This is a genomic window from Bacillus sp. P4_D3, from assembly GCF_056401855.1.
Genome location: NZ_JBFUIN010000032.1, coordinates 1 through 25,006, shown reverse-complemented (window position 1 = coordinate 25,006; position 25,006 = coordinate 1). Strand labels below are relative to the sequence as shown.

At 35.4% G+C, this 25,006-nt stretch carries 26 protein-coding genes and 1 riboswitch; of the genes, 18 read left to right on the top strand and 8 right to left on the bottom strand.

Translation table 11 applies throughout. The features are described 5' to 3' along the window. The first annotated feature begins 146 nt into the window (after window positions 1–146). Entirely contained in the window at window positions 147–1,694 is a 1,548-nt protein-coding gene (pruA, locus tag AC1DTM_RS07655) for an L-glutamate gamma-semialdehyde dehydrogenase (protein WP_002159489.1), read from the top strand. A gap of 314 nt (window positions 1,695–2,008) precedes the next feature. Here pruA and AC1DTM_RS07650 read toward each other — a convergent pair whose 3' ends face one another. After that, the gene (locus AC1DTM_RS07650; RefSeq protein ID WP_016103390.1) at window positions 2,009–2,554 is read right to left on the bottom strand and encodes a cysteine hydrolase family protein; all 546 of its coding nucleotides are present in this window, start codon (window positions 2,552–2,554) and stop codon (window positions 2,009–2,011) included. A 241-nt stretch (window positions 2,555–2,795) separates the two neighbouring features. Then, a riboswitch (SAM riboswitch) is annotated at window positions 2,796–2,901 on the top strand. A gap of 123 nt (window positions 2,902–3,024) precedes the next feature. Between AC1DTM_RS07650 and AC1DTM_RS07645 the strand changes: the two genes are divergently transcribed. The 3 genes from AC1DTM_RS07645 to AC1DTM_RS07635 are packed head-to-tail and all read left to right on the top strand — an operon-like array spanning window position 3,025 to window position 5,575. Then, window positions 3,025–4,044, top strand: a complete 1,020-nt coding sequence (locus tag AC1DTM_RS07645) for a methionine ABC transporter ATP-binding protein (protein ID WP_016103391.1) — start codon at window positions 3,025–3,027, stop codon at window positions 4,042–4,044. Next, window positions 4,034–4,699: a methionine ABC transporter permease gene (locus AC1DTM_RS07640; protein ID WP_002159487.1), complete on the top strand. Its 666-nt coding sequence runs from the start codon at window positions 4,034–4,036 to the stop codon at window positions 4,697–4,699. The genes AC1DTM_RS07645 and AC1DTM_RS07640 overlap by 11 nt, the downstream gene beginning before the upstream one ends. Window positions 4,700–4,720: 21 nt before the next feature. Further along, on the top strand, window positions 4,721–5,575 hold the full coding sequence (locus tag AC1DTM_RS07635) for a MetQ/NlpA family ABC transporter substrate-binding protein (protein WP_002063568.1): 855 nt from the start codon (window positions 4,721–4,723) through the stop codon (window positions 5,573–5,575). A gap of 167 nt (window positions 5,576–5,742) precedes the next feature. Here AC1DTM_RS07635 and AC1DTM_RS07630 read toward each other — a convergent pair whose 3' ends face one another. From AC1DTM_RS07630 to AC1DTM_RS07615, 4 genes are all read right to left on the bottom strand, one after another. Then, window positions 5,743–6,225 (bottom strand): HXXEE domain-containing protein, encoded by a 483-nt coding sequence (locus AC1DTM_RS07630; RefSeq protein ID WP_016103392.1) that lies wholly within the window; start codon window positions 6,223–6,225, stop codon window positions 5,743–5,745. 63 nt (window positions 6,226–6,288) lie between these two features. Continuing rightward, window positions 6,289–6,480, bottom strand: coding sequence for a DUF3926 domain-containing protein (locus tag AC1DTM_RS07625; RefSeq protein WP_016103393.1), 192 nt, complete (start codon window positions 6,478–6,480; stop codon window positions 6,289–6,291). Next, complete coding sequence (locus AC1DTM_RS07620) at window positions 6,473–7,654, bottom strand: ArsA family ATPase (RefSeq protein WP_016103394.1); 1,182 nt, start codon at window positions 7,652–7,654, stop codon at window positions 6,473–6,475. The genes AC1DTM_RS07625 and AC1DTM_RS07620 overlap by 8 nt, the downstream gene beginning before the upstream one ends. A 75-nt stretch (window positions 7,655–7,729) precedes the next feature. Then, window positions 7,730–8,212 (bottom strand): MarR family winged helix-turn-helix transcriptional regulator, encoded by a 483-nt coding sequence (locus AC1DTM_RS07615; RefSeq protein WP_002113502.1) that lies wholly within the window; start codon window positions 8,210–8,212, stop codon window positions 7,730–7,732. 232 nt (window positions 8,213–8,444) lie between these two features. On the opposite strand from AC1DTM_RS07615, the gene AC1DTM_RS07610 reads away from it, so the two are divergent. The 12 genes from AC1DTM_RS07610 to glcK all read left to right on the top strand — a co-directional run bounded on the left by AC1DTM_RS07610 (window position 8,445) and on the right by glcK (window position 21,346). Continuing rightward, the gene (locus tag AC1DTM_RS07610; protein WP_002201958.1) at window positions 8,445–8,681 is read left to right on the top strand and encodes a YiaA/YiaB family inner membrane protein; all 237 of its coding nucleotides are present in this window, start codon (window positions 8,445–8,447) and stop codon (window positions 8,679–8,681) included. A gap of 141 nt (window positions 8,682–8,822) precedes the next feature. Beyond that, complete coding sequence (gatC, locus tag AC1DTM_RS07605) at window positions 8,823–9,113, top strand: Asp-tRNA(Asn)/Glu-tRNA(Gln) amidotransferase subunit GatC (protein WP_000086999.1); 291 nt, start codon at window positions 8,823–8,825, stop codon at window positions 9,111–9,113. Window positions 9,114–9,127: 14 nt separating this feature from the next. Beyond that, window positions 9,128–10,585 (top strand): Asp-tRNA(Asn)/Glu-tRNA(Gln) amidotransferase subunit GatA, encoded by a 1,458-nt coding sequence (gene gatA / locus AC1DTM_RS07600; protein ID WP_002139408.1) that lies wholly within the window; start codon window positions 9,128–9,130, stop codon window positions 10,583–10,585. A 14-nt stretch (window positions 10,586–10,599) separates the two neighbouring features. Further along, window positions 10,600–12,027 (top strand): Asp-tRNA(Asn)/Glu-tRNA(Gln) amidotransferase subunit GatB, encoded by a 1,428-nt coding sequence (gene gatB, locus AC1DTM_RS07595; protein WP_016103395.1) that lies wholly within the window; start codon window positions 10,600–10,602, stop codon window positions 12,025–12,027. Window positions 12,028–12,660: 633 nt separating this feature from the next. Then, a complete protein-coding gene (locus tag AC1DTM_RS07590; RefSeq protein WP_033714579.1) occupies window positions 12,661–13,563 on the top strand; it encodes a diacylglycerol kinase in 903 nt (300 codons plus the stop codon). A gap of 809 nt (window positions 13,564–14,372) precedes the next feature. After that, on the top strand, window positions 14,373–15,503 hold the full coding sequence (locus AC1DTM_RS07585) for an RNA-guided endonuclease InsQ/TnpB family protein (protein ID WP_477000136.1): 1,131 nt from the start codon (window positions 14,373–14,375) through the stop codon (window positions 15,501–15,503). A gap of 271 nt (window positions 15,504–15,774) precedes the next feature. Then, window positions 15,775–16,431, top strand: coding sequence for a phosphate signaling complex protein PhoU (gene phoU / locus AC1DTM_RS07580; protein WP_033711012.1), 657 nt, complete (start codon window positions 15,775–15,777; stop codon window positions 16,429–16,431). A 347-nt stretch (window positions 16,432–16,778) separates the two neighbouring features. Continuing rightward, entirely contained in the window at window positions 16,779–19,133 is a 2,355-nt protein-coding gene (locus tag AC1DTM_RS07575) for a sugar phosphate nucleotidyltransferase (RefSeq protein WP_016106167.1), read from the top strand. A gap of 70 nt (window positions 19,134–19,203) precedes the next feature. Beyond that, entirely contained in the window at window positions 19,204–19,353 is a 150-nt protein-coding gene (gene rpmG, locus AC1DTM_RS07570) for a 50S ribosomal protein L33 (protein ID WP_001265616.1), read from the top strand. 106 nt (window positions 19,354–19,459) lie between these two features. Continuing rightward, complete coding sequence (locus AC1DTM_RS07565; RefSeq protein WP_016106166.1) at window positions 19,460–20,038, top strand: 5-formyltetrahydrofolate cyclo-ligase; 579 nt, start codon at window positions 19,460–19,462, stop codon at window positions 20,036–20,038. A 104-nt stretch (window positions 20,039–20,142) separates the two neighbouring features. Next, a complete protein-coding gene (locus AC1DTM_RS07560; protein ID WP_002173470.1) occupies window positions 20,143–20,343 on the top strand; it encodes a YqgQ family protein in 201 nt (66 codons plus the stop codon). A gap of 19 nt (window positions 20,344–20,362) precedes the next feature. Next, window positions 20,363–21,346, top strand: a complete 984-nt coding sequence (gene glcK / locus AC1DTM_RS07555; protein ID WP_016106165.1) for a glucokinase — start codon at window positions 20,363–20,365, stop codon at window positions 21,344–21,346. A gap of 80 nt (window positions 21,347–21,426) precedes the next feature. On the opposite strand, the gene AC1DTM_RS07550 is transcribed toward glcK, so the two are convergent. After that, complete coding sequence (locus tag AC1DTM_RS07550) at window positions 21,427–21,600, bottom strand: DUF2759 domain-containing protein (protein WP_002111850.1); 174 nt, start codon at window positions 21,598–21,600, stop codon at window positions 21,427–21,429. A 170-nt stretch (window positions 21,601–21,770) separates the two neighbouring features. Here AC1DTM_RS07550 and AC1DTM_RS07545 point away from each other — a divergent pair, with 170 nt between their 5' ends. Both AC1DTM_RS07545 and AC1DTM_RS07540 read left to right on the top strand, forming a co-directional pair. After that, window positions 21,771–22,400, top strand: coding sequence for an MBL fold metallo-hydrolase (locus AC1DTM_RS07545; protein ID WP_016106164.1), 630 nt, complete (start codon window positions 21,771–21,773; stop codon window positions 22,398–22,400). A gap of 9 nt (window positions 22,401–22,409) precedes the next feature. Further along, the gene (locus tag AC1DTM_RS07540; protein ID WP_477000135.1) at window positions 22,410–23,522 is read left to right on the top strand and encodes a class I SAM-dependent methyltransferase; all 1,113 of its coding nucleotides are present in this window, start codon (window positions 22,410–22,412) and stop codon (window positions 23,520–23,522) included. A 144-nt stretch (window positions 23,523–23,666) separates the two neighbouring features. Here AC1DTM_RS07540 and AC1DTM_RS07535 read toward each other — a convergent pair whose 3' ends face one another. Further along, window positions 23,667–23,957, bottom strand: a complete 291-nt coding sequence (locus AC1DTM_RS07535; protein ID WP_000894375.1) for an ArsR/SmtB family transcription factor — start codon at window positions 23,955–23,957, stop codon at window positions 23,667–23,669. 433 nt (window positions 23,958–24,390) lie between these two features. Beyond that, window positions 24,391–24,903, bottom strand: a complete 513-nt coding sequence (locus tag AC1DTM_RS07530) for a cysteine hydrolase family protein (protein ID WP_002160472.1) — start codon at window positions 24,901–24,903, stop codon at window positions 24,391–24,393. Window positions 24,904–25,006: the final 103 nt, after the last annotated feature.

Genomic DNA, 25,006 nt, shown 5'->3' with positions numbered 1-25,006 from the left:
CGTATGTATGAATCTCTTTTTTTTATTATATTTTAAAAATTTATTAATTTTTAAAATATAAGTCTAGGAATATTTGAATAAATCTAAATTATCGTGTAGAATAATGTTGTAAAATGTAAACGTTTTTCTAAGGGGAGGCTAAAAAGATGGTAGTAGCATACAAACATGAGCCATTTACAGATTTTTCAGTAGAGGCTAACAAATTAGCGTTTGAAGAGGGTTTAAAGAAAGTAGAATCTTATCTTGGACAAGACTATCCATTAATTATCGGGGGAGAAAAAATCACTACAGAAGACAAAATTGTTTCTGTAAACCCTGCAAATAAAGAGGAACTTGTTGGTCGCGTTTCAAAAGCAAGCCGTGAATTAGCTGAAAAAGCAATGCAAGTAGCGGATGCAACATTCCAAACTTGGAGAAAGTCAAAACCAGAAATGCGTGCAGACATTTTATTCCGTGCTGCAGCAATCGTTCGTCGTAGAAAACATGAGTTCTCTGCTATTCTTGTAAAAGAAGCAGGTAAACCATGGAATGAGGCAGATGCTGATACAGCAGAAGCAATCGACTTTATGGAATATTATGCTCGTCAAATGTTGAAATTAAAAGACGGTATGCCAGTAGAAAGCCGTCCAATTGAATATAATCGTTTCTCTTACATTCCATTAGGAGTAGGTGTTATCATTTCTCCTTGGAACTTCCCATTCGCAATTATGGCAGGTATGACAACAGCTGCTTTAGTTTCTGGTAACACAGTATTACTAAAACCAGCTAGTACAACTCCTGTAGTAGCAGCGAAATTTATGGAAGTATTAGAAGAAGCTGGTTTACCAGCTGGCGTAGTAAACTTCGTTCCAGGTAATGGTTCTGAAGTTGGTGACTACTTAGTAGATCACCCTCGTACACGTTTCGTTAGCTTCACTGGATCTCGCGATGTAGGTATTCGTATTTACGAACGTGCAGCAAAAGTAAATCCAGGACAAATTTGGTTAAAACGTGTTATCGCTGAAATGGGCGGTAAAGATACAATCGTTGTTGATAAAGAGGCAGATCTTGAATTAGCAGCTAAATCTATCGTTGCATCAGCATTCGGATTCTCAGGACAAAAATGTTCTGCATGTTCTCGTGCAGTAATCCATGAAGATGTATACGATCATGTATTAAATCGTGCTGTTGAATTAACAAAAGAATTAACAGTAGGTAACCCAGATGCAAAAGATATCAACATGGGACCTGTTAATGACCAAGCTGCATTCGATAAAGTAATGAGCTATGTTGCAATTGGTAAAGAAGAAGGTAAAATCGTATCAGGTGGCGAAGGAGACGATTCTAAAGGCTGGTTCATCCAACCAACAATCGTTGCTGACGTTGCAGAAGATGCTCGTTTAATGAAAGAAGAAATCTTCGGACCAGTAGTAGCATTCTGTAAAGCAAAAGACTTTGATCATGCACTTGCAATTGCAAACAATACAGAATACGGTTTAACAGGAGCAGTTGTTACTAACAACCGTGACCATATTGAAAAAGCACGCGAAGACTTCCACGTTGGTAACTTATACTTCAACCGTGGATGTACTGGTGCAATCGTAGGTTACCAACCATTCGGTGGCTTTAACATGTCTGGTACAGACTCTAAAGCTGGTGGCCCTGACTACTTAGCACTTCACATGCAAGCAAAAACTACTTCTGAAACTTTATAAGAAATAGTAGAAGAGATCTTCACATACTGTGAAGATCTCTTCTTTTTGAGAAAATCTTTATAATAGAAGCTAGTTAATTTGAATCGAGAAATAATTACTAAATATTACTATTTATTCTTTGGAACTAGCTAAACCCTATTAATATCGGGATAAACATGAAAATAGAAACAAAACAACGAGAAAAATTGATTTATTAGTCATATTTTTTAGTATTCATTTTGAGGATTTCCTGTATAATACAATTTGAAAGAAAATCTATGGTTTGACAAGAGAACACTCCTTTCGGTTTTGCTCACTGAAAGGAGTGTTTTTTTTTAGGTCGCTAAAAACTCTTCTGTACTCATTATATTAGCGTATACTCCATTTAAACTCGCCAAAATTGTATTATGAATATAAACAGCTGGTATAGTAGCATTCTTAAATGAAAGATCTTTTGTAGCACAAGCATCGTGTATTACGGTACAGTGAAGGCCAAAATCAAAAGCAGCCCTTACCGTAGAATCAATACACATATGGGTCATCATCCCGCAGATTACGACGTGCTCAATTCCTGAACGTTGTAATCGTTCTAGAAGATCAGTTTCTCGGAAGCTATTTGGATAATGTTTAAGGATAACGGATTCCTCTCTAAGTGGACGGACATTTTCGTGAATATGGACACCTTCTGTATTGGGTAGGAAAAAAGTAGCGCTATCTTTTATAGCTACATGTTGGATATGAAAAATAGGTTCGTTTCTAATTCTAAAATGTTGTAGTAGCTGATCAGCATATTCACTTGCTTCTACTGGATTACGTAATTCCATCTTGCCATTTGGAAAATAATCATTTTGAATATCGACGAGCAAAAGAGCTGTTTTCATATATTTATCTTCCTCCGAATTCATATTGAAATACTGTTATTCAATTAGTAGAGAAGATTCTCCTCTTTAAAAGTATGAGTGAGGAGGATTTTACATAACTATAAAAATTACTATTGTATTGTGATTTTTTATTTGAAAATTTTAATAGAGGAATAATTGATTTTTTTCTGAAAAATGTATTGACTCTTATTATTCTGAGTTCTATAATGAGAATTAATTAAATGACAATTAAATCGATACACTCTTATCCAGAGAGGTGGAGGGACTGGCCCTACGATACCTCAGCAACGGGTTTTTTAATACCGTGCTAATTCCAGCAAGCTTAAAGTAGGCTTGGAAGATGAGAAGATGTGAACGAGTACATAAAAGTGCTCTCCTTCTTATCTTTTACAAGTGATAAGAAGGAGAGCACTTTTTATTTTACCTCGAAAGCTCTACTTCAAGTTTTACAGCATATAGGAGGGAAGAAAATGATTTCTTTTAATAATGTAAGTAAAGTATATGAATCAGGTGGACAATCTGTTCATGCGGTTGAGGATGTAACGCTGTCAGTTGAAAAGGGCGAAATTTTTGGCATTATCGGATTTAGTGGTGCTGGAAAGAGTACGTTATTACGCTTAGTAAATATGTTAGAAAGACCAACTGCAGGAACAATTTCAATAGATGATAAAGAAATTACATCATTATCGGCGAAAGAGTTACGGAAACTAAGACAAAGAATTGGGATGATTTTTCAAAGCTTTAATCTATTTAATTCAAGAACAGTGTTTGGGAACATTGCTTATCCATTAAGGTTAGCGAAATTGCCGAAGAATGAGATAAAAGAAAGAGTGAATGAACTACTAAAGTTTGTTGGTTTAGAAGATAAAGCGAACTATTATCCAGAACAGTTATCAGGTGGACAAAAGCAGCGCGTTGGGATTGCAAGAGCACTTGCGACATCACCGGATATTCTCATATGTGATGAGGCAACATCAGCTTTAGATCCGGAAACAACAACAGAAATTTTAAATTTATTAAAGAAAGTAAATAGAGAGTACAATTTAACGATTCTACTTATTACACATGAAATGCACGTTGTGAAAGAAATTTGTCACCGTGTAGCTGTTATGGAAAAAGGAAAAGTAATTGAAGAAGGAAAACTGTTTGATGTTTTCACACAACCAAAAACAAAGACAACTCAAAATTTTGTACGCTCTGTTATTAATGATCACTTACCAGAAAGTGTTCTAGCGAAAATTCAAAACGGAGGTCAGATTTATCGCCTGACTTTTACTGGGGAAGAAACAGGGCAGCCTGTACTATCATATATTGCGAAAAACTATAACGTCGATGTAAATGTTCTTTACGGAAATATTATTGAACTCCAAAATGTGCTATTTGGAAATCTTCTTGTAGAGCTACAAGGTGAACAGAAGGAAATTCAAAAAGCATTACAACATCTAAGACTGCAAGTGCAGCTGAAGGAGGTAGGAGCTCATGCGAGTTGATTGGAGTATATTTTGGCCTCGCATATTAGATGCGACAGGGGATACCCTCTTAATGGTAATTGTAACCCTTATATTCGCTACAATTCTCGGTATACCTCTAGGTTTACTTTTATACGTAACGAGGAAAGGAAACTTTTTAGAAAATAAATGGGTCTTTTCTATTCTTAATATCGTAATTAATACAATTCGTCCGGTTCCATTCATTATCTTTTTAGTAGCTCTAAGTCCGATAACAAGAAGTGTTATCGGAACGACGATTGGAACGGCAGCAGCAATCTTCCCAATGACGTTAGTTGCATCAATTGGTATTGCTAGAATGGTTGAAACAAATCTTGTTTCTGTTCCGAAAGGGGTAATTGAAGCAGCACAAGCAATGGGCGCTTCACCACTTAGAATTGTTTTTGAAATCCTAGTGCCAGAAGCTTTAGCACCATTAATCTTAGGTGTCACGTTTATGACAGTTGGTTTAATTGAATTTTCTGCAGTTGCTGGGCTTGTCGGTGGTGGCGGTCTTGGTGACTTAGCAATGACATATGGTTATCAACGCTTTGATACGTCAGTTATGTTCGTAACGGTCGTTTTACTTATTATTCTTGTACAGGTAGCTCAAAATTTAGGAAACTACTTTGCGAAAGTCTTTTTACGCAGATCATAAAAAGGAAGAGGGGAAAAGAAAATGAAGAAAATTTTAGCATTTGCATTATCAGCGATTGTAGGAATTACAGCCTTAAGCGGCTGCTCAGGTGGAGACACAGGTGCAGGAGCGAAAGAGAAAGTAGTTCGCGTAGGTGTAACTGGAACAGATGGAGACGCTTGGGAAATCTTAAAGAAAAAAGCTGAAAAAGAAGGGATCAAAATTAAACTGGTTGAGTTCTCTGATTACACAACGCCCAACAAAGCGTTAGCTGATGGAGATATTGAACTAAACTCATTCCAGCACATTGCTTTCTTAGAGCAATTTAAAAAGGAGCATAAGTTAGATATTACAGCTGTTGGTACAACGCAAATTGCACCGATGGGCTTATACTCTGAAAAATATAAGAAAGCAAATGAAATCCCAGATGGTTCAGAAATTGCTATTCCAAATGATCCAACGAACCAAGCGCGTGCATTAAAACTTCTTGATGCAGCTGGATTATTAAAGCTTAAGAAAGATTTCGGTCTATTTGGAGATCCAAGCGGCATTGCTGAAAATCCGAAGAAGCTAAAGATTACACCGGTTATCGCACAGCAAACACCTCGTGTGTTAAAAGATGTAGCGGCTTCAGTTATTAATAACGGTGTTGCTGGTCAAGCCGGATTAGATCCAGCAAAGGATCCTATTTTCTTAGAAGATCCAAAGAATGAAAATGCAAAGGCCTATATTAATATTTTCGCAGCTCGTACGAAAGACAAAGATGATCCAACACTGAAAAAAGTAATTGAATTATACCATTCAAAAGAAGTAACAGATGCAGTTAAGAAAGAAACAAATGGTGGTTCCATTTCAGTAGATCTTTCACTAGATGAGCTTGCAAAAATCGTAAAATAATTATTGGGTTTAACGACTAACAGTAGGAACCCCTCCGCTGTTAGCTCGTTCAACATATAATCTACTTAACAAACAAAACCCTAATTCTGTACCTTCCAATTTTGTATAACATAGAATCCAATGTTTGTTAAGTAGAGTGATGGACCAGGAGTTTTCCTGGTCTTTTTTTATTTAAAACAGTTAGCTAATAATAAGGTAATCCAAATTATGATTGGGTAAGAGAGTAAACTGAAAATGAGTGTAATTGCTAAATTCCTTTTATTGATTAAGCATTTTTCTGATGAAAAGAAGAAAATGGAAAACAGAACAATGGAAGCTGCTGATATTACACCTGGATTATAAGAACGATAAATGAAATACAAGATAATATGCTGAACGGCGTTAAAAAAGATACAGCCCTGTATAAAAATGATCCAGTAAATAGAAGATATGATGCTTAATTGATATAGAAAGACTATGATTAAGACAAAGGTTGTTAATATGGAAATTGCAATGAAAAATTGTTGGCTAGTTATAAGATGAATTGAAAATTGATTAGCAAGATATTGTGGCATCTGGAAAGCTTCTTCAAGGTTATGAATGAAAAATAAAAAGGGGGTTAGCCAGATTGTACGAGTAGTAACATGTCTTGCAGAAGATGTTTTAATCAATTTACATCAGCTCCAATAAAGGGATAGAAAGCCTATAAGAAAAGGCTTTCTACAAGGGTATAGTTATTCAATTATGATGCTTTTTAAATTACTCTCAGGTTGCGGTTGTTCTTCCGCATAAGAGGAGAGCTCCTCTTGTAAAATATTTAGTGCTCGCTTAGCTGATTGCTGAATCGGATTCGGTAACTCTTCTAATATAAGCATACCGAATTTTATTTTTGTACGAATTACCTTTCTTAGTAGTTCATCATGCATGTACTACACCTCCAAACCGAATATTTAGTACATCATCTTCAAACTTAGCTCCTTGAATAGAAAGGTGCGTTAATGTTTTTGGCAAGGTGATATTTCGCTTCGCAGAACCGGCTCGAATAATAAGTTCATCACCTTTTTGATTTAATGAAAGTTCACTTTTGTTTGAGAAGGGAATGGACAGAACGAAAATATACTCATCGCCATCTTTTTTTACATATTGTGTGCGACCGTTAAATTTCACTTCCGTAGGAGAAGAGTCAGATTTAAATAAAGCGTCTCCTACACGTTCTAACATAGACAAACCAACAACTTCTTGTTCAAACATCGGAGCTTCGTAAATAGGAAGTGGCTGAAAACTATCTTGAATTAATGTTTTATATTTCTTTTGTGTATCTTTCCATGCCTGAAAATAAGGATCGGTGACAGTGTTAGGGATGATGCGGTTAATCATGATGGCATCTACGTTATAATCGTATAAATTTAAATAAGTAAAGCTACGCTGAGCTTCTTTAATGACCATTTTTTCAGGATTTACAACAACGCGAATACTCGTTACTTCTCGGTTTGATAAAATATCTCTCATTTCTCCAAGCTGTTCAAGTGTATTTGTTAATTCGTCCATAATATCATCGGTTGGAAGGGGGACACCAAGGAGTGGTTGAGCTACAGGACGAACGACTTTTAAAATTTTTCTTTTAATAGGAAAGAGTTTTTCCATCCACCAGCCGAGCATGTCTGGAAAGCTGAGCATTGCTAAAGTTTCTCCAGTCGGTGCGCAATCAATAATGATGACGTCGTAAGTGTTGTGTTTATAGTAATCGAGTACTCGAAGTAAGCTAATTAAATCTTCCATACCAGGGAACATCGTTAATTCTTCTGTTGTAATATCATCGGCTGCTTTGGAAGTGAAGAGTAGTGTAATATATTTCTGCAATTTCCCCCAGCCTTTTTCCATTTCATAAATCGTATTAATCTCTTGTGCCCATAAGTTTTCGCGAATTTCTAATGGTTCAGAAGATAGCTTTATACCAAATGAATCTCCTAAACTATGAGCAGGATCTGTGCTCATTACTAATGTTTTTAATCCTTGTTTTGCACTTTGAAGTGCTGTTGCTGCTGAAATGCTAGTTTTTCCTACGCCGCCTTTACCTGTATACAAAATAATTCTCATCATTTTATCCCCTTTGTTTCGAATGTCGAATATTACGAGTATCGAAGTAAATGGTTGAATAAAAACCCAGTTAGGGCTTTATTCAATCGGAATGTTTTTCATTTTAGGTGTAGAAACCTTTTCTTCTGTTTTTTGCTGTGACGTAGCAATGTGATTCATGATCTTTTGGAAGATTTGTAGTAAGAATGCTTTTTCTTCTTCTGACAATGCTTCCGTCACTAGGCTAAAGTAATGGGCCGCATTTTGTTTTACTTCTTGAACGAGCATTACGCCGTTTTCTGTTAAACGAATTAATACAATACGTCGATCGCTTTCATCACGGTAGCGTTCAATATAGCCCTTTTTTACAAGGCGATTTACAACGCCTGTCGTTGTACTCATCGGTATATCAAGAAGATCAGCGATTTTTGTCATTGTAATATCTGTATTTCGCTCCATCCAAAGTAAACAAAATACTTCTGTCTTGGAAAGTGTTAAATCAAGGCTTACCCATTCTTCAGGATAGAAAAGTTTCTTGGCGTTATCTAGCAGTAAGTCTAAAAAATGTTCATATTGCAACAATTATTTCCACTCCCGTATATTTCGAGATTCGTAATATTTGTTTTTATTTTATGTGGAATTGAAATAAATGTCAATGTTTTTGATTGTTTTTTCAGATTAGAAAGAAAATTACCTTCAAAATAGCAATTTTTTGTGATAGATTAATAAATAGAAAAAAGAAAATTTACATAAAAATCCATTGTGATAAATATATTTATCTATAATGGGTGTACAGCTAACGAGGGGGAGAACGATGAGAAGACGAAATACGCAAGCGTTCACGTTTTTAGCATGGACTTCATTTGTTTGTGCGCTGTCAGGAATGCTAATTGGGATTTACACGTTAGATGAAACGCTTAGTGTAAAAGGGTACTATTTAATAGGAACATTATTTTTAACGATGTCTTGTTTTGTATTACAAAAAACAATTCGTGATAATGAGGAAGATAATGAAAGATTTCCGGAAAATAAATCGTTAGATAAAGAGTAAATTGTAAAGAAAGGCACTTGCCTTTCTTTTTTTATGTAAAAATGCCGTAAGTGCCGTGTGTTGACTTGCTTGAAGTACTGGAAATTTGGTATCATCAATAGTATTGTAGATTGAACGATATATTATGGAGGTGGCCTAGCCGTGTCAAGAATTTCCGTTGAGAATGTAAAGCACGTAGCACATTTAGCACGTCTTGCAATTACTGATCAAGAAGCAGAAAAATTTCAAAAACAACTAGATGCAATTGTTACATTTGCAGAACAGTTAAATGAATTAGATACAACTGATGTAAAACCAACAACTCATGTATTAACTATGAAAAATGTTATGCGTGAAGATGTGCCAGAAAAAGGTTTACCAGTAGAAGAAGTATTAAAAAATGCACCGGATCACAAAGATAATCAAATCCGTGTTCCAGCAGTATTAGAATAGAGGAGGGAATTTCGATGTCATTATTTGATCATTCTGTATCAGAGTTACATAAGAAGTTAAACAACAAAGAAATTTCCGTTACGGATTTAGTAGAAGAATCTTACAAACGTATTTCGGATGTTGAAGATAACGTAAAAGCTTTTCTTACATTAGATGAAGAAAATGCACGCGCGAAAGCGAAAGAATTAGATGCAAAGATTGGTGCTGAGGATAATGGTTTATTATTCGGTATGCCAATCGGTGTAAAAGATAACATTGTAACTAACGGTCTTCGTACAACTTGTGCGAGCAAAATGTTAGCAAACTTCGATCCAATTTACGATGCGACAGTTGTACAAAAGCTAAAAGCTGCTGACACAGTTACAATCGGTAAATTAAATATGGACGAGTTCGCAATGGGTTCTTCAAATGAAAACTCAGGCTTCTACGCTACAAAAAATCCATGGAACTTAGATTACGTTCCAGGTGGATCTAGTGGTGGTTCTGCAGCAGCAGTAGCAGCAGGAGAAGTATTATTCTCTCTAGGTTCTGATACGGGTGGTTCTATCCGGCAGCCAGCTGCATATTGCGGCGTTGTAGGTTTAAAACCAACTTACGGACGCGTATCTCGTTACGGATTAGTAGCATTCGCATCTTCACTTGACCAAATCGGACCGATTACACGTACAGTAGAAGACAATGCATACTTATTACAAGCTATTTCAGGTATTGACCGTATGGATGCAACTTCTGCAAACGTTGAAGTAGGAAACTACTTAGCTGGTTTAACAGGCGATGTTAAAGGTTTACGTATTGCTGTACCGAAAGAATACTTAGGCGAAGGTGTTGGCGAAGAAGCTCGTGAGTCAGTACTAGCTGCTTTAAAAGTGTTAGAAGGTATGGGCGCAACTTGGGAGGAAGTATCTCTTCCGCACTCTAAATACGCTCTAGCAACGTATTACTTATTATCTTCTTCTGAAGCATCTGCTAACCTTTCACGCTTTGATGGCGTACGTTACGGTGTTCGTTCTGATAATGTAAATAATTTATTAGATCTTTACAAAAACACACGTAGCGAAGGTTTCGGTGATGAAGTAAAACGTCGTATTATGCTTGGTACATTTGCTCTTAGCTCTGGTTACTATGATGCATATTACAAAAAAGCACAACAAGTACGTACATTAATTAAAAATGACTTTGAAAATGTATTTGCTAACTACGATGTTATTATTGGACCAACAACGCCAACTCCAGCATTTAAAGTGGGTGAAAAAGTGGACGATCCAATGACAATGTATGCAAATGACATTTTAACAATTCCAGTAAACTTAGCGGGTGTTCCAGCGATTTCTGTTCCATGTGGATTCGGTGCTAACAACATGCCACTTGGTTTACAAATCATTGGTAAACACTTCGATGAAACGACAATTTACCGCGTTGCACATGCGTTTGAGCAAGCAACAGACTATCATACAAAAAAAGCAAGTCTGTAAGGAGGCGAGCATAGATGAATTTAGAAACAATTATTGGTTTAGAGGTTCACGTTGAGTTAAAAACAAATTCGAAAATTTTCTCTGCGAGTCCAACAGAATTCGGAGCGGAGCCAAATACACAAACGAGTGTAATTGACTTAGGATACCCAGGGGTACTTCCTACTTTAAATAAAGAAGCAGTTAACTTTGCAATGAAAGCTGCAATGGCATTAAACTGTGAAATCGCAACGGAAACGAAGTTCGACCGTAAAAACTATTTCTACCCAGATAATCCGAAAGCTTACCAAATCTCTCAATTTGATAAGCCAATTGGTGAAAATGGTTGGATTGAAATCGAAGTAGACGGCAAAAAGAAACGTATCGGTATTACACGTCTTCATTTAGAAGAAGATGCTGGTAAATCAACGCATACAAGTGAAGGTTCATTAGTAGACTACAACCGTCAAGGTATGCCTTTAATCGAGATCGTATCTGAGCCAGATATGCGTACTCCAGAAGAAGCATATGCCTACTTAGAGAAGTTAAAATCAATCATTCAATATACAGGTGTATCTGATTGTAAGATGGAAGAAGGTTCTCTTCGTTGTGATGCGAATATTTCCCTTCGTCCAGTTGGACAAGAGAAGTTCGGTACAAAAGCAGAACTGAAAAACTTAAACTCTTTCAATTACGTGCAAAAAGGTCTTGAGCATGAGCAAGTGCGCCAAGAAAAAGAATTATTATCTGGCGGTATCATCCAACAAGAAACACGTCGTTATGATGAAGCAACGAAGAAAACAATCTTAATGCGTATAAAAGAAGGATCTGACGATTACCGTTACTTCCCAGAGCCAGACTTAGTTGAACTTTACATCGACGATGAGTGGAAAGAAGAAATTCGTGCTTCTATTCCAGAACTTCCAGATGCACGTAAAGCTCGCTATGTTGAAGAAGTTGGTTTACCAGCTTATGATGCACACGTATTAACATTAACTAAAGAGATGTCTGACTTCTTTGAAGCAACAGTTGCAGAAGGTGCTGATGCGAAATTAACATCAAACTGGTTAATGGGTGAAGTACTTGCATACTTAAACAAACAACAAAAAGAATTAAAAGACGTTGCGTTAACGCCTGCTGGTTTATCTAAAATGGTTCAATTAATTGAAAAAGGTACAATTTCTTCTAAAATCGCGAAGAAAGTATTTAACGAATTAATTGAAAAAGGTGGAGACCCAGAAGAAATCGTTAAAGCGAAAGGGCTTGTTCAAATTTCTGACGAAGGAACACTTCGTAAGGTTGTAACAGAAATTCTTGATAATAATGAGCAATCTATTGAAGACTTTAAAAACGGTAAAGACCGTGCAATTGGCTTCTTAGTTGGTCAAATTATGAAAGCTACAAAAGGACAAGCAAATCCACCGCTTGTTAACAAAATCTTACTTGAAGAGATTAATAAGCGCTAAAATAGTATAGATTCTTAAAGATTAAACAGAAAAAACACCCGTATTTGGGTGTTTTTTCTGAGTTAATCAAACGTTTGTTTAAATGGTGAAAAATAATTTAAACAAACGTTTGATTAACTGTCAAAAGTGAAAAAATGTTTCTATAGCAACTATGGTATGATAGTTGCAAAAAGGTGGGAATAATGATAAATCTAGACATAGAGGTTTTTTTTCATCTCATGAAATAATAGATAATTATTATTCATTATATGTAAATTGATGTGAGAGAATGGATAGACATAAARTGAAACTTTAATCAGYGGGGGKKTTGTTCATCCCCCACTGATTATYAGCCYKCACCAATCGGGCWTTTACGGGCAGCCCGACTCCCACCTAACTTCTTTGCCCCAGCYGAATTTTGAGGTGGGAGTTTTACTGCCCGCAAATAGCGGGATAAATTTCTTGGTTAAATAAAACAAAACTATCAGGAGTGAACAGTTACTTTTGATGGGCTACACGAATCGGGTTCTTACTGCCTGTTTGAGCGGGATTAAAGAAGGATAGGAAGATGAGAGGAGGTAGGCATAGGGATACTGAATAAGGGTTCGGTGTATTCGTTTTTCAATGAATAAGGAATTTCCTGTGCTAATAAATATGAAGCGAGCAAGAATTATTTATAATCCTACTTCTGGGCGCGAGCTATTTAAGAAGAGCTTACCAGAAGTATTACAAAAATTAGAACAAGCTGGATATGAAGCGTCTTGTCATGCGACAACTGGTCCTGGAGATGCGACTGTGGCAGCGAGGCAAGCTGCTGATCGTAAGTTTGATGTTGTTATCGCAGCTGGTGGTGATGGTACATTAAATGAAGTAGTGAACGGTTTAGTAGGACATGAGCATCGTCCAAAGTTTGGTATTATTCCAGTTGGAACGACAAATGATTTTGCGCGTGCGATTGGTGTACCTCGTGTTATTGAAGAGGCTGCGGATATTATTTGTGAAGGAACAACGGTACCGTTAGATCTTGGTAGAGCGAATGATACATATTTCATTAATATCGCTGGTGGCGGCCGTATTACAGAATTAACATATGAAGTACCAAGCAAGCTAAAAACGGTATTAGGCCAACTTGCTTACTATTTAAAAGGAATCGAAATGTTACCATCATTACATCCAACATATGTTGAAATTGAGTATGATGGGAAACTGCTACAAGAAGAAATTACGATGTTTTTAATTACGAATACTCGTTCAGTTGGTGGATTCGAAAAAGTAGCACCATATGCATCTATTAACGATGGATTATTTGATTTATTAGTACTGAAAAAAGGTTCTATCGCTGATTTAATTAAAGCAGCAACACAAGCGCAGCGTGGGGAACATATTAACAATCCCAAAGTGCTATATACACAAGCGAATCGTATTAAAGTTCATTCCCCTGATAAATTAATGATCAACTTAGATGGTGAATATGGCGGAGACGCACCAATGGAATTTGAAAATATATATCATTGTCTGGAACTATTTGTTCCTGAACATCAAGAGGATGCCCTGTAAAGGCATCCTTTTTGTTTTTATATAGGAATTGTAAATTGGAAGTTAGTTTGATTTTTATGGTATTTTTACAATTCGTTTATTTTATATACATATTTTATTGGTACACTGGAGGAGATAAGAAACGAGAGGTAGGGTAATTAACTGTTACGATTTATTTAACCGATTATAACTAAAGTTAATTAAATATATCGGTAAGCCCTGCTAGTCAAGTGATTGGCTAGTAGTGAGGGTTAACTGCGGGCAATCCCTAAAGCTGATTGAACTACARCGTGGCTAGAAATRGYGAGCGTGAATGTYGCGAAAGCAGAAAAAATCAATCAGATCGTGCAAGGTTAAAWCCTAAACACTAGAACAATGGGTCTTCCGCCTCGAATCATCTAAGYCAAAATTGATAAGATGAACGTTCAACGACTATCTCGTATAACTGACGAGAGTACAYCACAAGCCTATGGTGRTGGAAAAATCCTCTATCTCTAARKAGATAAACATATAGTCTGCGCTCATGTGAAAACATGAGAAGTTCATAAGAGAACTGGCTAAGGAATTGCGCCCTTAGTTGAACRAGATAAATTTWATTRAATCTATCAAGTCTCATTGAATCTACCGAATCTATGCATTMTGKTAAATKCAATGAGGTGAGAATAAWAATGAARTTTTTACGAGTTAGTCARGTATCGGAATTAACAGGTTTGTAYCCTAGTAGTCTTAGGAGAATGCTGRTGGAACACGCTACTATTCAGAAGAAYMAATCTTTCATTATCTRAAAGGTGAGTGCCCRAATAATCGCACAGTAAAGGAGTTAAATTCTGATGATATTGGCGAAGAAAGTCAGACTGATTCCAACGCCTGAACAAGAAAAAGTGCTTAGAAACCATGCYGGTGCTKCAAGATTTGCTTATAACTATTGTAAAAGAATGAGTGATAGATACTATAAGCTATTTGGAAAATCTGTTTCACAGTTAGCTTTACAGAAACGATTTACAAAGATCAAGAAGCGAAAGAGATATGAGTGGTTAAAWGACATCAAYGCACAAGTTCCCAAACAGGCTTCAAAAGATTTTGACAAGGCGAGGAAAAATTCGTTCGAAAAGTACAAAAATGGTTATCACACTTCTTATAAATCCAAAAAAGATTTAATTCAAGGATTTTATGCCAATTATGAAAGACTGATTATAGGAAAGAAAGTAGTTGATATTCAGTCCATTGGAGAAGTGAAAACAAGCCAACAACTACCAAGAAACAAAAAACCATCAAATCCAAGAGTTACMTTTGATGGTCGTCACTGGTGGATTAGTGTAGGGTTCGAAGAATCCTTTGAAGCAMAAGAATTAACCGATGAGTCGATTGGTGTGGATGTTGGTTTAAAAGAGCTGTTTGTRGCTTCTAATGGTACGAAAGAACGAAATATAAACAAAGATGCYAAGGTTAAAAAACTTTTGAAAAGGAAAAAGTCAGCGCAAAGAGATATGTCTAGGAGATTTAAAAAAGGTGTGAAAWTTCAATCTGCCGGATATGAAAAAGCTAAAACTGAGCACCTTCGGTTATCTAGGAAAATTACGAATATCCGAAATAACCATATCCATCAAKCAACAGCTAAATTGGTGAAAACCAAACCAATGAGGATTGTTGTGGAAGACTTACMTATCTCAAACCTGTTAAAAAACAAAAAACTATCGAAAGCATTTTYATTTCAAAAATTAAACTTCTTCTTTCAATGTTTATCATACAAGTGTGAGAAGTAYGGCATTGAATATGTAAAAGCTGATAAATGGTTCGCTTCCAGCAAGATTTGCTCATGTTGCGGAGTTAAATACGACCATTCAGTTCAAMCAGAAGGACAGTGGAGTTTAAAGATTCGTGAATGGKACTGTGTTCARTGCAATAGCCATCACGATAGGGATKTAAATGCTKCGATAAATTTATCAAGATGGGTAAAATAAATGCTTGATAATAKGAGGTAACGATACTGCCTCGTGTGGAGTGTTATACCCCTCGTCCCTTCGGGGTTGCGAGAACACTTTGAAGCACTAACTTGTGTRAATTTGATTGAATTGTATAGATTTAGTTAAGTTTATCGTATCGGCATTTCTCACTTTCACCTCATTCTAATAGGGGAGTAATATTTCTCTTTTCTCAAGGCTTAATAAACATACAAGAGGCTGGGTAGGGGATTTATATAAAATGGCACATAATATTGAGGGGGAAGAAACGATGGTAAGAGAACAGTTTCAATATGATTTAAAAACGTTACAGCAAAAGGTGATCGAGCTTGGTGAGTTAGCAAGGGAAGCTTTATTGATTGCTATGGAAGGTCTTCACAACAGGGATATAGAGAAAGCGTTAGAAGTCATTGATGGGGATTATCGCATGGATAATTTAGAAGAGGAAATAAATGACCTTGCGCTTATGCTTATTACAAAGCAGCAGCCTGTAGCAAGTGATTTAAGAAGGATTTTTATTTCAATTAAAACAGCGACAGATTTAGAACGTATTGCAGACCATGCGGTTAATATTGCGAAATCAACAATTCGTCTTGGTGAAAAAGAAGTGGTCGTTAGCTTGCGTAATCTTGAGGAAATGTTTGAGATTGCTCATAAGATGTTAAATTTAGCATTAGAAGCATATGAGCAAGAAAATTTAACTTTTGCTAAACAAATTGCTGAAATGGATGATTCAGTTGATGAAATTTATGGGAAGGCGATTCGTGAATTTATTTCCTCTGTCCCTGGACAACCAGAAGCGATTACACAAATTACACAACTATCCTTTGTTGCAAGATATATTGAGCGTGTAGCAGACCATGTTACAAATATTGCTGAGAATGTATTTTATTTAGTAAAAGGAAAGCATTATTTATTGAATGAGTAGGGGGAAAAGTAGGTGATGAGAAATCACCTGCTTTTTTTAGTCAAAACATGACAAAAAAAGCTCGTTGTTTCCTTTAGTCTATGATGATAAGATGTATCATAATTAATGGAAAAATAAGTACATATGTGTTAATTACGTCTTATTAATTATTTTACTAAGTTAATGGTAAGCGCTTTCTTTTTTTATCGGGAGTTAAAAGGTACATTTATTCATAAAGTGAGGCTTTAATTAGTGGGGCTGTCTCTCACTGATTGTTAGATCATACCAAAACGGACTTTTCCTGCAGTTAATGTGGGATAAATGATATACGGAGTTCTTGAACATTATATAAGTGGAGGCTGAAGTATATGAAGGGGGTTATTTTAGCTGGAGGAAAAGGGAGACGTCTTAGACCATTAACATGTAATACTCCAAAACCGATGTTACCATTGTTAGAAAAACCAGTTCTTGAATATAATATTGAATTATTACGTCAGCATGGTATTCGTGAAATTGCAATTACAGTTCAATATATGAGTACTGCCATTAAGCAATACTTTGGTGATGGTAGTAAGTGGGGAGTTAACTTGTATTATTTTGAAGATTCTCCTCCGCTTGGAACAGCAGGGAGCATTAAGCAAGCGGAAAGTTTTTTAGATGAAACATTTGTTGTTATTAGTGGGGATGCATTAACTGACTTTCAATTATCAGAAGGAATTGCATTTCATGAACAGAAGAAGAGAATGGTAACGATGTTTGCGAAAGAAGTAGAAAACCCACTCTCATTTGGGTTAGTTGTAATGAATAAAGAACAAGAAATTATACGATATATAGAAAAACCGAGCTGGAATGAGGTAGTTTCTAATATTGTGAATACAGGTATTTATATAATGGAGCCAGAAATCTTTTCTTACATACCATCCATGGAATTTTCGGATTTCAGTCATGATGTGTTTCCGTTATTAGCTAATAAAAATGCTTTATTTGCATATTTATCAGAAGACTATTGGCTAGATATTGGTACATTTGATCAATATCGGCAAGCTCAATTCGATTTGTTGACGAAAAAATTGAAGGTGCCTATTCCATATACAGAAGTATTACCAATGGTGTGGATGGGAGAAGGTGTAACGATAGGAAAAGGAACGAAAATTCATGGTCCTTCTTTTATTGGAGAAGGAGTAATGATTGGTGCGGGGGCTGTAATTGAACCGTACTCTATTATCGGGAAAAATAGTATCGTTTCAAGTTATTCTCATCTTCAAAAAAGCATCATTTTTGCAAACGCTCATATAGGAAAAAATTGTGAGTTGTTAGAAACAACAATAGGAGATCATACAATGGTCGAAGATGATGTTACACTTTTTCAAAAAAGTATTGTAGCGGACCATTGCCATATAGGGAAAAGTACAGTAATTAAGCAAAAAGGAAAAATATGGCCATATAAGGAGATAGATAGTCATTCGATAGTAGGTTCTGCCGGTGTTAAAGAGAGTGAAAAGAGTGCAGGGTGGTTACAAAAAAGCCGGATTGTAGGAAGGGGTAATGTTGAAATTACTCCTCAATTTATTGTGAAAGTTGCAATGGCTTATGGATCTCTTTTTGCCAAAGGAGAGAGTATATTGATTGGAAGTCAGGAAAATATAGAAACAACTTCCTTTAAAAATTTATTCCTCCATGCCATTCATGGCAGCGGGATTCATACGATGGAATGTAAAGAAATGAATGAGTCGCTTTTTCAGTATGTGATTCATAATTTGCAATGTGCAGGTGGAGTTTTCGTTCAAGTGGAAAGCGAAAGAGGGATTGTTATACAACTATATGGTAAGGAGGGCTCGCTTTTAACGTATAAGCAGCAAAAAGCGATAGAACAAGTATATATGTCTGAGTCGTTTTATTACGCTTGTGAGAAAGAAATGGGACGAAATAAGCTAGTTCACGTTTCTGTAAATAATTATGTAGAAGCTGTGTTAGAGCGTATTGATATTGAAACGATACAAAAACAGAAGTTTCATCTCCTTATTAATAAGAGAAATGATATGTTACAACATTTACTTATGCTCTTTCTACAAAGGCTTGGATGCACAGTTACATGGATTTATGCGAGTGAACAAAAAGATCATGTGAAAGCTTTGATGAAATCGAGTAAAGCAAATATGGCGCTTATGTTTTCTGAACATGGAAATCGCTTCGAATTATATGACACTCACAGTAATATTTACCAAGGAACTGATTTTGAAGAAGTAGATATTCCAGATTTATTACTCGAATCAGCAGATAATGTTTACCCAATGTCTTTGAAATTAGGGGAATGTTATCTCCTCTTTTATATGCATAATGAAAAAAACTCTTTTCAAATAAGATGGAAGCGAGATATTTTATATCGAATTGGAAAATTATTTGAATTAATAGCGTTGCAAGGAAAAACATTACTTAGCATAGCAGAGCAATCACCTCCACTGTATCTACTTTATGATGAAGTTGTATGTTCATGGAAGGAAAAAGGGAAAGTAATGAGGAAATTATTGGCCGATATGGAAATAAAAGAAGAAGGTATATTTGAAGGGATACAGTTCAAATATACAGAAAAAGAGTGGTCTTATATCGTTTCTGATACAAAACAACCAAAATTTTTGGTGTATTCACATGCTAGAAACCCAGTGATAGCAAGGGAAAACATGAAAAATCTTATAGAAAAAATTAGACAATATCAAAAGGTGTAGAATTTTTATTTTAAAAGTGGTATTATAGTATAGTCTGATTTAAGTTATTAGTGACTGGAGGGAAATAAGAATGCGTGTGAATATTACTCTAGCATGTACAGAATGCGGAGATCGTAACTATATCTCAAAGAAAAATAAACGTAACAACGCTGAGCGTATCGAGCTTAAAAAGTATTGCAAGCGTGACAAGAAGTCTACGTTACACCGTGAAACAAAGTAAGCAGTAGGAATATTTTCCTACTGTTTCTTTTTTTTTATGCGATTTCTACATAAAAGTGATACACTATCCTCGTAGAGTAAAGTGTCACTGTAAGGGGGAAAAGTGTGTGAAAGAAGAGAAAATACGGTTACGCAAACAAATAATAGAACACATGAATTCTTTATCTGAAGAACAGTATACAACTTTATCGGAACAAATTGCCGTTTCGGTGTATGGACAAAAAGAGTGGGTTGAAGCTAAAACAATTGGAATCACTCTCTCGATGGAGCAAGAAGTGAATACATATCCTATTATCGAAAAAGCTTGGGAAGAAGGAAAGAAAATTGTTGTTCCGAAGTGTAATAAAGGGGCAAGAACGATGTCTTTCCGACGAATTAGTGATTTTAACCAATTAGAAACAGTATATATGAATTTACGTGAACCGATTCCAGCGCTTACGGAAGAAGTAAATGCGTGTGAAATTGATCTTCTTATCGTGCCAGGAGTAGCTTATACACAGCGAGGAGAACGGATTGGATATGGCGGTGGCTACTATGATCGTTATCTCGTGCACTATAAAGGGAAAACGCTATCATTAGCTTATGATTTTCAAATTGTAAAACATATTCCGGTAGAGCCATTTGATAAAAATGTAGAGAAAATTATTACAGAAAAAGGAACAATGGTTATAAATGGGCTTGTATAGACAAATAAAAATTGACGAGACTTTTTCTTCTTGATTATAATAAAATATGTGAACGTTTTCTTATTATAATTTTTTTATAGTAAGTGAGCATAGAGGGTGATAAAATGATATCCATTTATGATATTCAGCAATTGTTAAAGAAATTTGGCACGATTATTTATACGGGTGATCGAATTGCTGATTTACAATTAATGCAAGATGAATTGCGTGAATTAAATCAATCACAGCTAATCGATCCACAAGACTATCAAACAGCTTTATTTTTATTGAAGCAAGAAATTCAAAAAGAGATAAATAAGAATTAGATAAAGGTAGGTACGTAACATGGAAGAGAAATGGTTAGTTGGTGTTGACCTTGGTGGTACAACGATTAAATTAGCATTTATTAATGTGTACGGTGAAATTTTACATAAGTGGGAAATCCCTACGAATACAAATGAACAAGGAAAACATATTACACTTGATGTAGCGAAAGCTATTGATAAAAAGTTAGAAGAATTAGGTGAATTAAAAAGCAAGCTAATTGGTATTGGTATGGGAGCTCCTGGTCCTGTACATGTGGCATCTGGAATGATTTATGAAGCGGTTAATTTAGGATGGAAAAACTATCCGTTAAAAGACTTGCTAGAAGTAGAAACAGGATTACCTGTTGTGATTGATAATGATGCAAACTTAGCGGCGCTTGGTGAAATGTGGAAAGGTGCTGGCGAAGGAGCAAAAGATTTAATTTGTATGACACTTGGCACTGGTGTTGGTGGTGGTGTTATCGCCAATGGTGAGATTGTACATGGTATAAGCGGTGCTGCTGGTGAGATTGGACATATTACAGTTGTTACAGAGAACGCTTTTCCATGTAATTGCGGGAAGTCGGGTTGCTTAGAAACRGTAGCCTCTGCAACAGGTATTGTGCGTGTTGCTATGCAAAAAATACAAGGGACAGATAAAGAAAGTGTTTTACGTTCTATGTTAGCAGAAGAAGGGCTTATTACATCAAAAGATGTGTTTGAAGCGCTTGGACAAGGTGACGAACTAGCAGGTGAAGTAGTGGAAAAAGTAGCTTCTTATTTAGGATTAGCTGTAGCGAACCTTGCTAGTACGTTGAACCCAGAGAAAATCGTAATTGGTGGTGGCGTATCTAAAGCTGGAGATGCACTATTAGAGCCAATTCAACGTTATTTCGAGCAATATGCTTTCTCTCGTGCTGTAAAGAGCACAAAGTTAGCAATTGCAATACTTGGTAATGATGCAGGTGTAATTGGAGGAGCGTGGCTTGTAAAAAAGCACAAATACGAGGCGAAGATGATATAAGTTGTGAATAATGAGAAGAGGAAGGGGTCCCCTTCCTCTTTTTATGCAAGATCTTGTTGGAGAATAAAAATGTAAATGGATTAAGCTGCTGGTGGGTACCCATTATATAGAACAGTCATGATTGTAAACCATCCGAAAACAAGTACGGTTGCAATAGCGAAGCCGCCCGCGAATAAGTTTTTTTCGCGAAGTGTTCTAAGCGTAGCGAATACAGCTAACAGAGTGACTAGCGTAAAAATAATAACAAGGCCCATACAATATCCTCCTCTGTCTACTCATTCCTTAGGATGAGTTTTTAGAATATTTACTCTTTTATATTGTACATGTTTTAAAAATGATTGTCGAGATAACACCCCTTCTTTTCCTAAGAGAAAGAAATGTTGTATCATTAAAAGTAAATTAAATAACTGGAGGAGATTTTCATATGAAATGGATACAAATGCCGTTAGGCCCATTACAAACAAATGCTTATATTTTAACGAATGATCAAAATGAGTGTATTATCTTTGATCCTGGCCATGAAGGAGAGAAACTTGTTACATATTTACAAGAAGCACAGTTAAAACCACTTGCGGTTTTATTAACACATGCTCATTTCGATCATATCGGTGCTGTTGATGCGGTGAGAGACGCTTTTCATATTCCTGTATACGTACATAAAGAAGAAGCGGATTGGTTAGGTGATGCAACTGTGAATGGCTCCCAAATTTTTATGATGAACCGCAGTATTACAGCAAAACCAGCAGATCATATTATTGACGAAGAGGGTACATTAACGATTGATTCTTTTAGTTTTGAAATTTTTGAGACACCAGGACATTCTCCAGGAAGTATTTCTTATTATAGTAAAGAAGCGAATGCTGTATTTTCTGGAGATGTATTGTTCCAAATGAGTATTGGAAGAACGGATTTACCTGGTGGAAGTTTTGCTGAATTAATTGGAAGTATTGAAGAGAAATTATTTGTATTACCAGATGAAACAGCGGTGCTATGTGGACACGGTCCAGAAACAAGCATTGGTTTTGAAAAAGAAAATAATCCATTTTTACAATAAGGAGTCATTATGGGGATGGAGCTCATTTTAAGAGAATGGATGGGAAAAGAAAAGGATMATTCGATTTCATATAGTACGTATATGAACCTCGTATTATATGCAGAGGAACATGGGTATTATATGAGAGAACGTGAAAAAATTGGCAGACAGGGAGATTTTTTTACGAGTAGCAATGTATCTTCTGTATTTGCGAAGACTTTTGCTAAGTTTTTTATTCGGCTTGTTGAAAAGGGAGAAGTTTCTCCAAATATTTGTGAGATTGGTGGGGGAACAGGAAAGTTTGCCTATGATATTTTACAAGAATGGAAACAATTATCTCCGGAAACCTTTATCAATTTAAACTATTCAATTATTGAAGTGAGCCCTTTTCATAGAAGGCTACAACAGGAGAAGCTTTGTTTATTTGATAATGTGTCGTATTATACATCTTATATTGAAATGGGAGAGTCTTTCGAAGGAATTATTTTTTCGAATGAATTATTTGATGCGTTTCCTGTTGAGATAGTTGAGAAAAGAAATGGAATTTTGTATGAAGTACGTATCACGTATACAGATGAGGGAAACCTTACAGAAGTATTTAGACCGATAGAGAAAAGAATCGGTCGTTACTTATTGAAATATAACATTCATATTGCTGAGGGACAGCGCTTTGAAGTGCCTATTGCAATGGAAGAGTATATAGAAGAGATTGCGAAATGGTTTCAGAAAGGTATATGTATTACAGTTGATTATGGATATACAAAAGAAGAATGGATGCATCCTGCACATCATGAAGGAAGTTTAAGAGGATATTATAAGCATAAGCTAATTCGTAATCCGCTTGCATATCCAGGAGAAATGGACCTTACTACGCACGTTCATTGGGATGAGTTGAAGATGAATTTTGAGCTACAAGGAATTAATACGATATGGCATAGGAAGCAATCAGAGTTTTTGTTAGCAGCAGGAATATTAGATCAGCTTGCTAGCCATCAAGATACCAACCCTTTTTCTGAAACTCAAAAACGAAATCGAGCAGTTCGTTCTATGATTTTGAACGGAAGCTTAGGAAGTGCCTTTGATGTTGTTATGCACACGAAAGATATGAAGAATTTACTTTTGAATCAATATTTAACAATATGAAAAAACAAGACACAGTATATTTCTGTGTCTTGTTTTTTAATACGACTTATGTAGTATTATATATTTCCTCTCATGATATATATTTATATTAAAGATATGAGATGAAAAATATAGAATACGTTCTTTTTCTCTGCCTATAGGTCCCTAACCTAATAATACGCGAACGAGTTGAATAATTGTTTCGTTTTCTACTTTGTAGTAAATTTCCAATCCTTTTCTTTCACTAGAAACGATTTTAGCACTTTTTAACTTTGCTAAATGCTGTGAAATTGTAGATTGTGGCATGTTTAAGCCTGTGTACATTGTAGAAACGTTGCTTGGGCCACGTTCAATTAATCCCTTTACAATACATAAGCGAACAGGATGAGCAAGCACTTTCAATAATTCTGCATTGCTTTCATAAAGTTCTATTTCTTTTTGAAAGGTTTCTAACATGTTCTTTTCCACCTCCGTGTGAGCTGTTATACCATACTATACATACCAAAAAATTAAAGAAAAGAAAACAGTTGTTGCAGAAAAAAAGTCCTAAAGTAAAGAAATTGTAAGAAAAGAGACCCTGATGTAAATAAAATAGATAAATTTGCACAGTTTTGTAAAATGACATTTTTGAGTGAAAATTTTGATGCGTTTCAAAAATTGAAAGATATAGATATATTCGTAACACAATTTTATCATGATTTTCTTATTCTTTCAAATGAATATACGAAATTTTTAAAATAATATGACAAAGGAATTATAATATTATATACAGAATATATAACAGGTTAAAAGAAAAGAAGCTGATTATGATCAGCTTCTTTATGATGATAATGAAATGTTTGGATGTAACTGATAAATCTTAGAATAATCAAGTCATTAGTCATTTATTCTAGAGTTCATCTTTTATCAACTTTAAAAATCTGTGGTTCCATATATTTTCATAAAAATCAATCGTCTCTTGTGCAGACATAAATGAATTATTCAAAGTAGAGGTTGCTTTCTGTACCATGAAGTTTTCGTATCCCAATCCATGAGAAAATTTAATCGTAGCATCCATACAGTACTCTGTTTGGGCACCACAAAATTCAATACGATGTACAGATAATTGATCTAAAATTTCTTTTAAGTTTGTTTTATAAAATGAATTTGCATGTGTTTTTCGTACAAAAAAATCTTGTTCTTGAACATCTAGATCGGTATGAATAGCCCAAAGTTCTTTTTCGGGTACTAAATCATCATCACAATGTTGAACAAAAATGATTGGTTTATTTGATTTTCTGTATGAAGAAATTCTTTTATTTACTTTTGTAAGCAAGTTTTGTAAATCAAATAAATGCTCTCCGCTATAACATACCCCATTTTGTAAATCGATAACGATTAAAATATCTGCACAAGTATCCATTATTTTTACCCCTTTTTTATTTCTTAATATATCAATTAATCCATTACTTGGAAATAGATGATATATTTTTATTTTTTAATGAACGATACAAAAAGAAAAAACA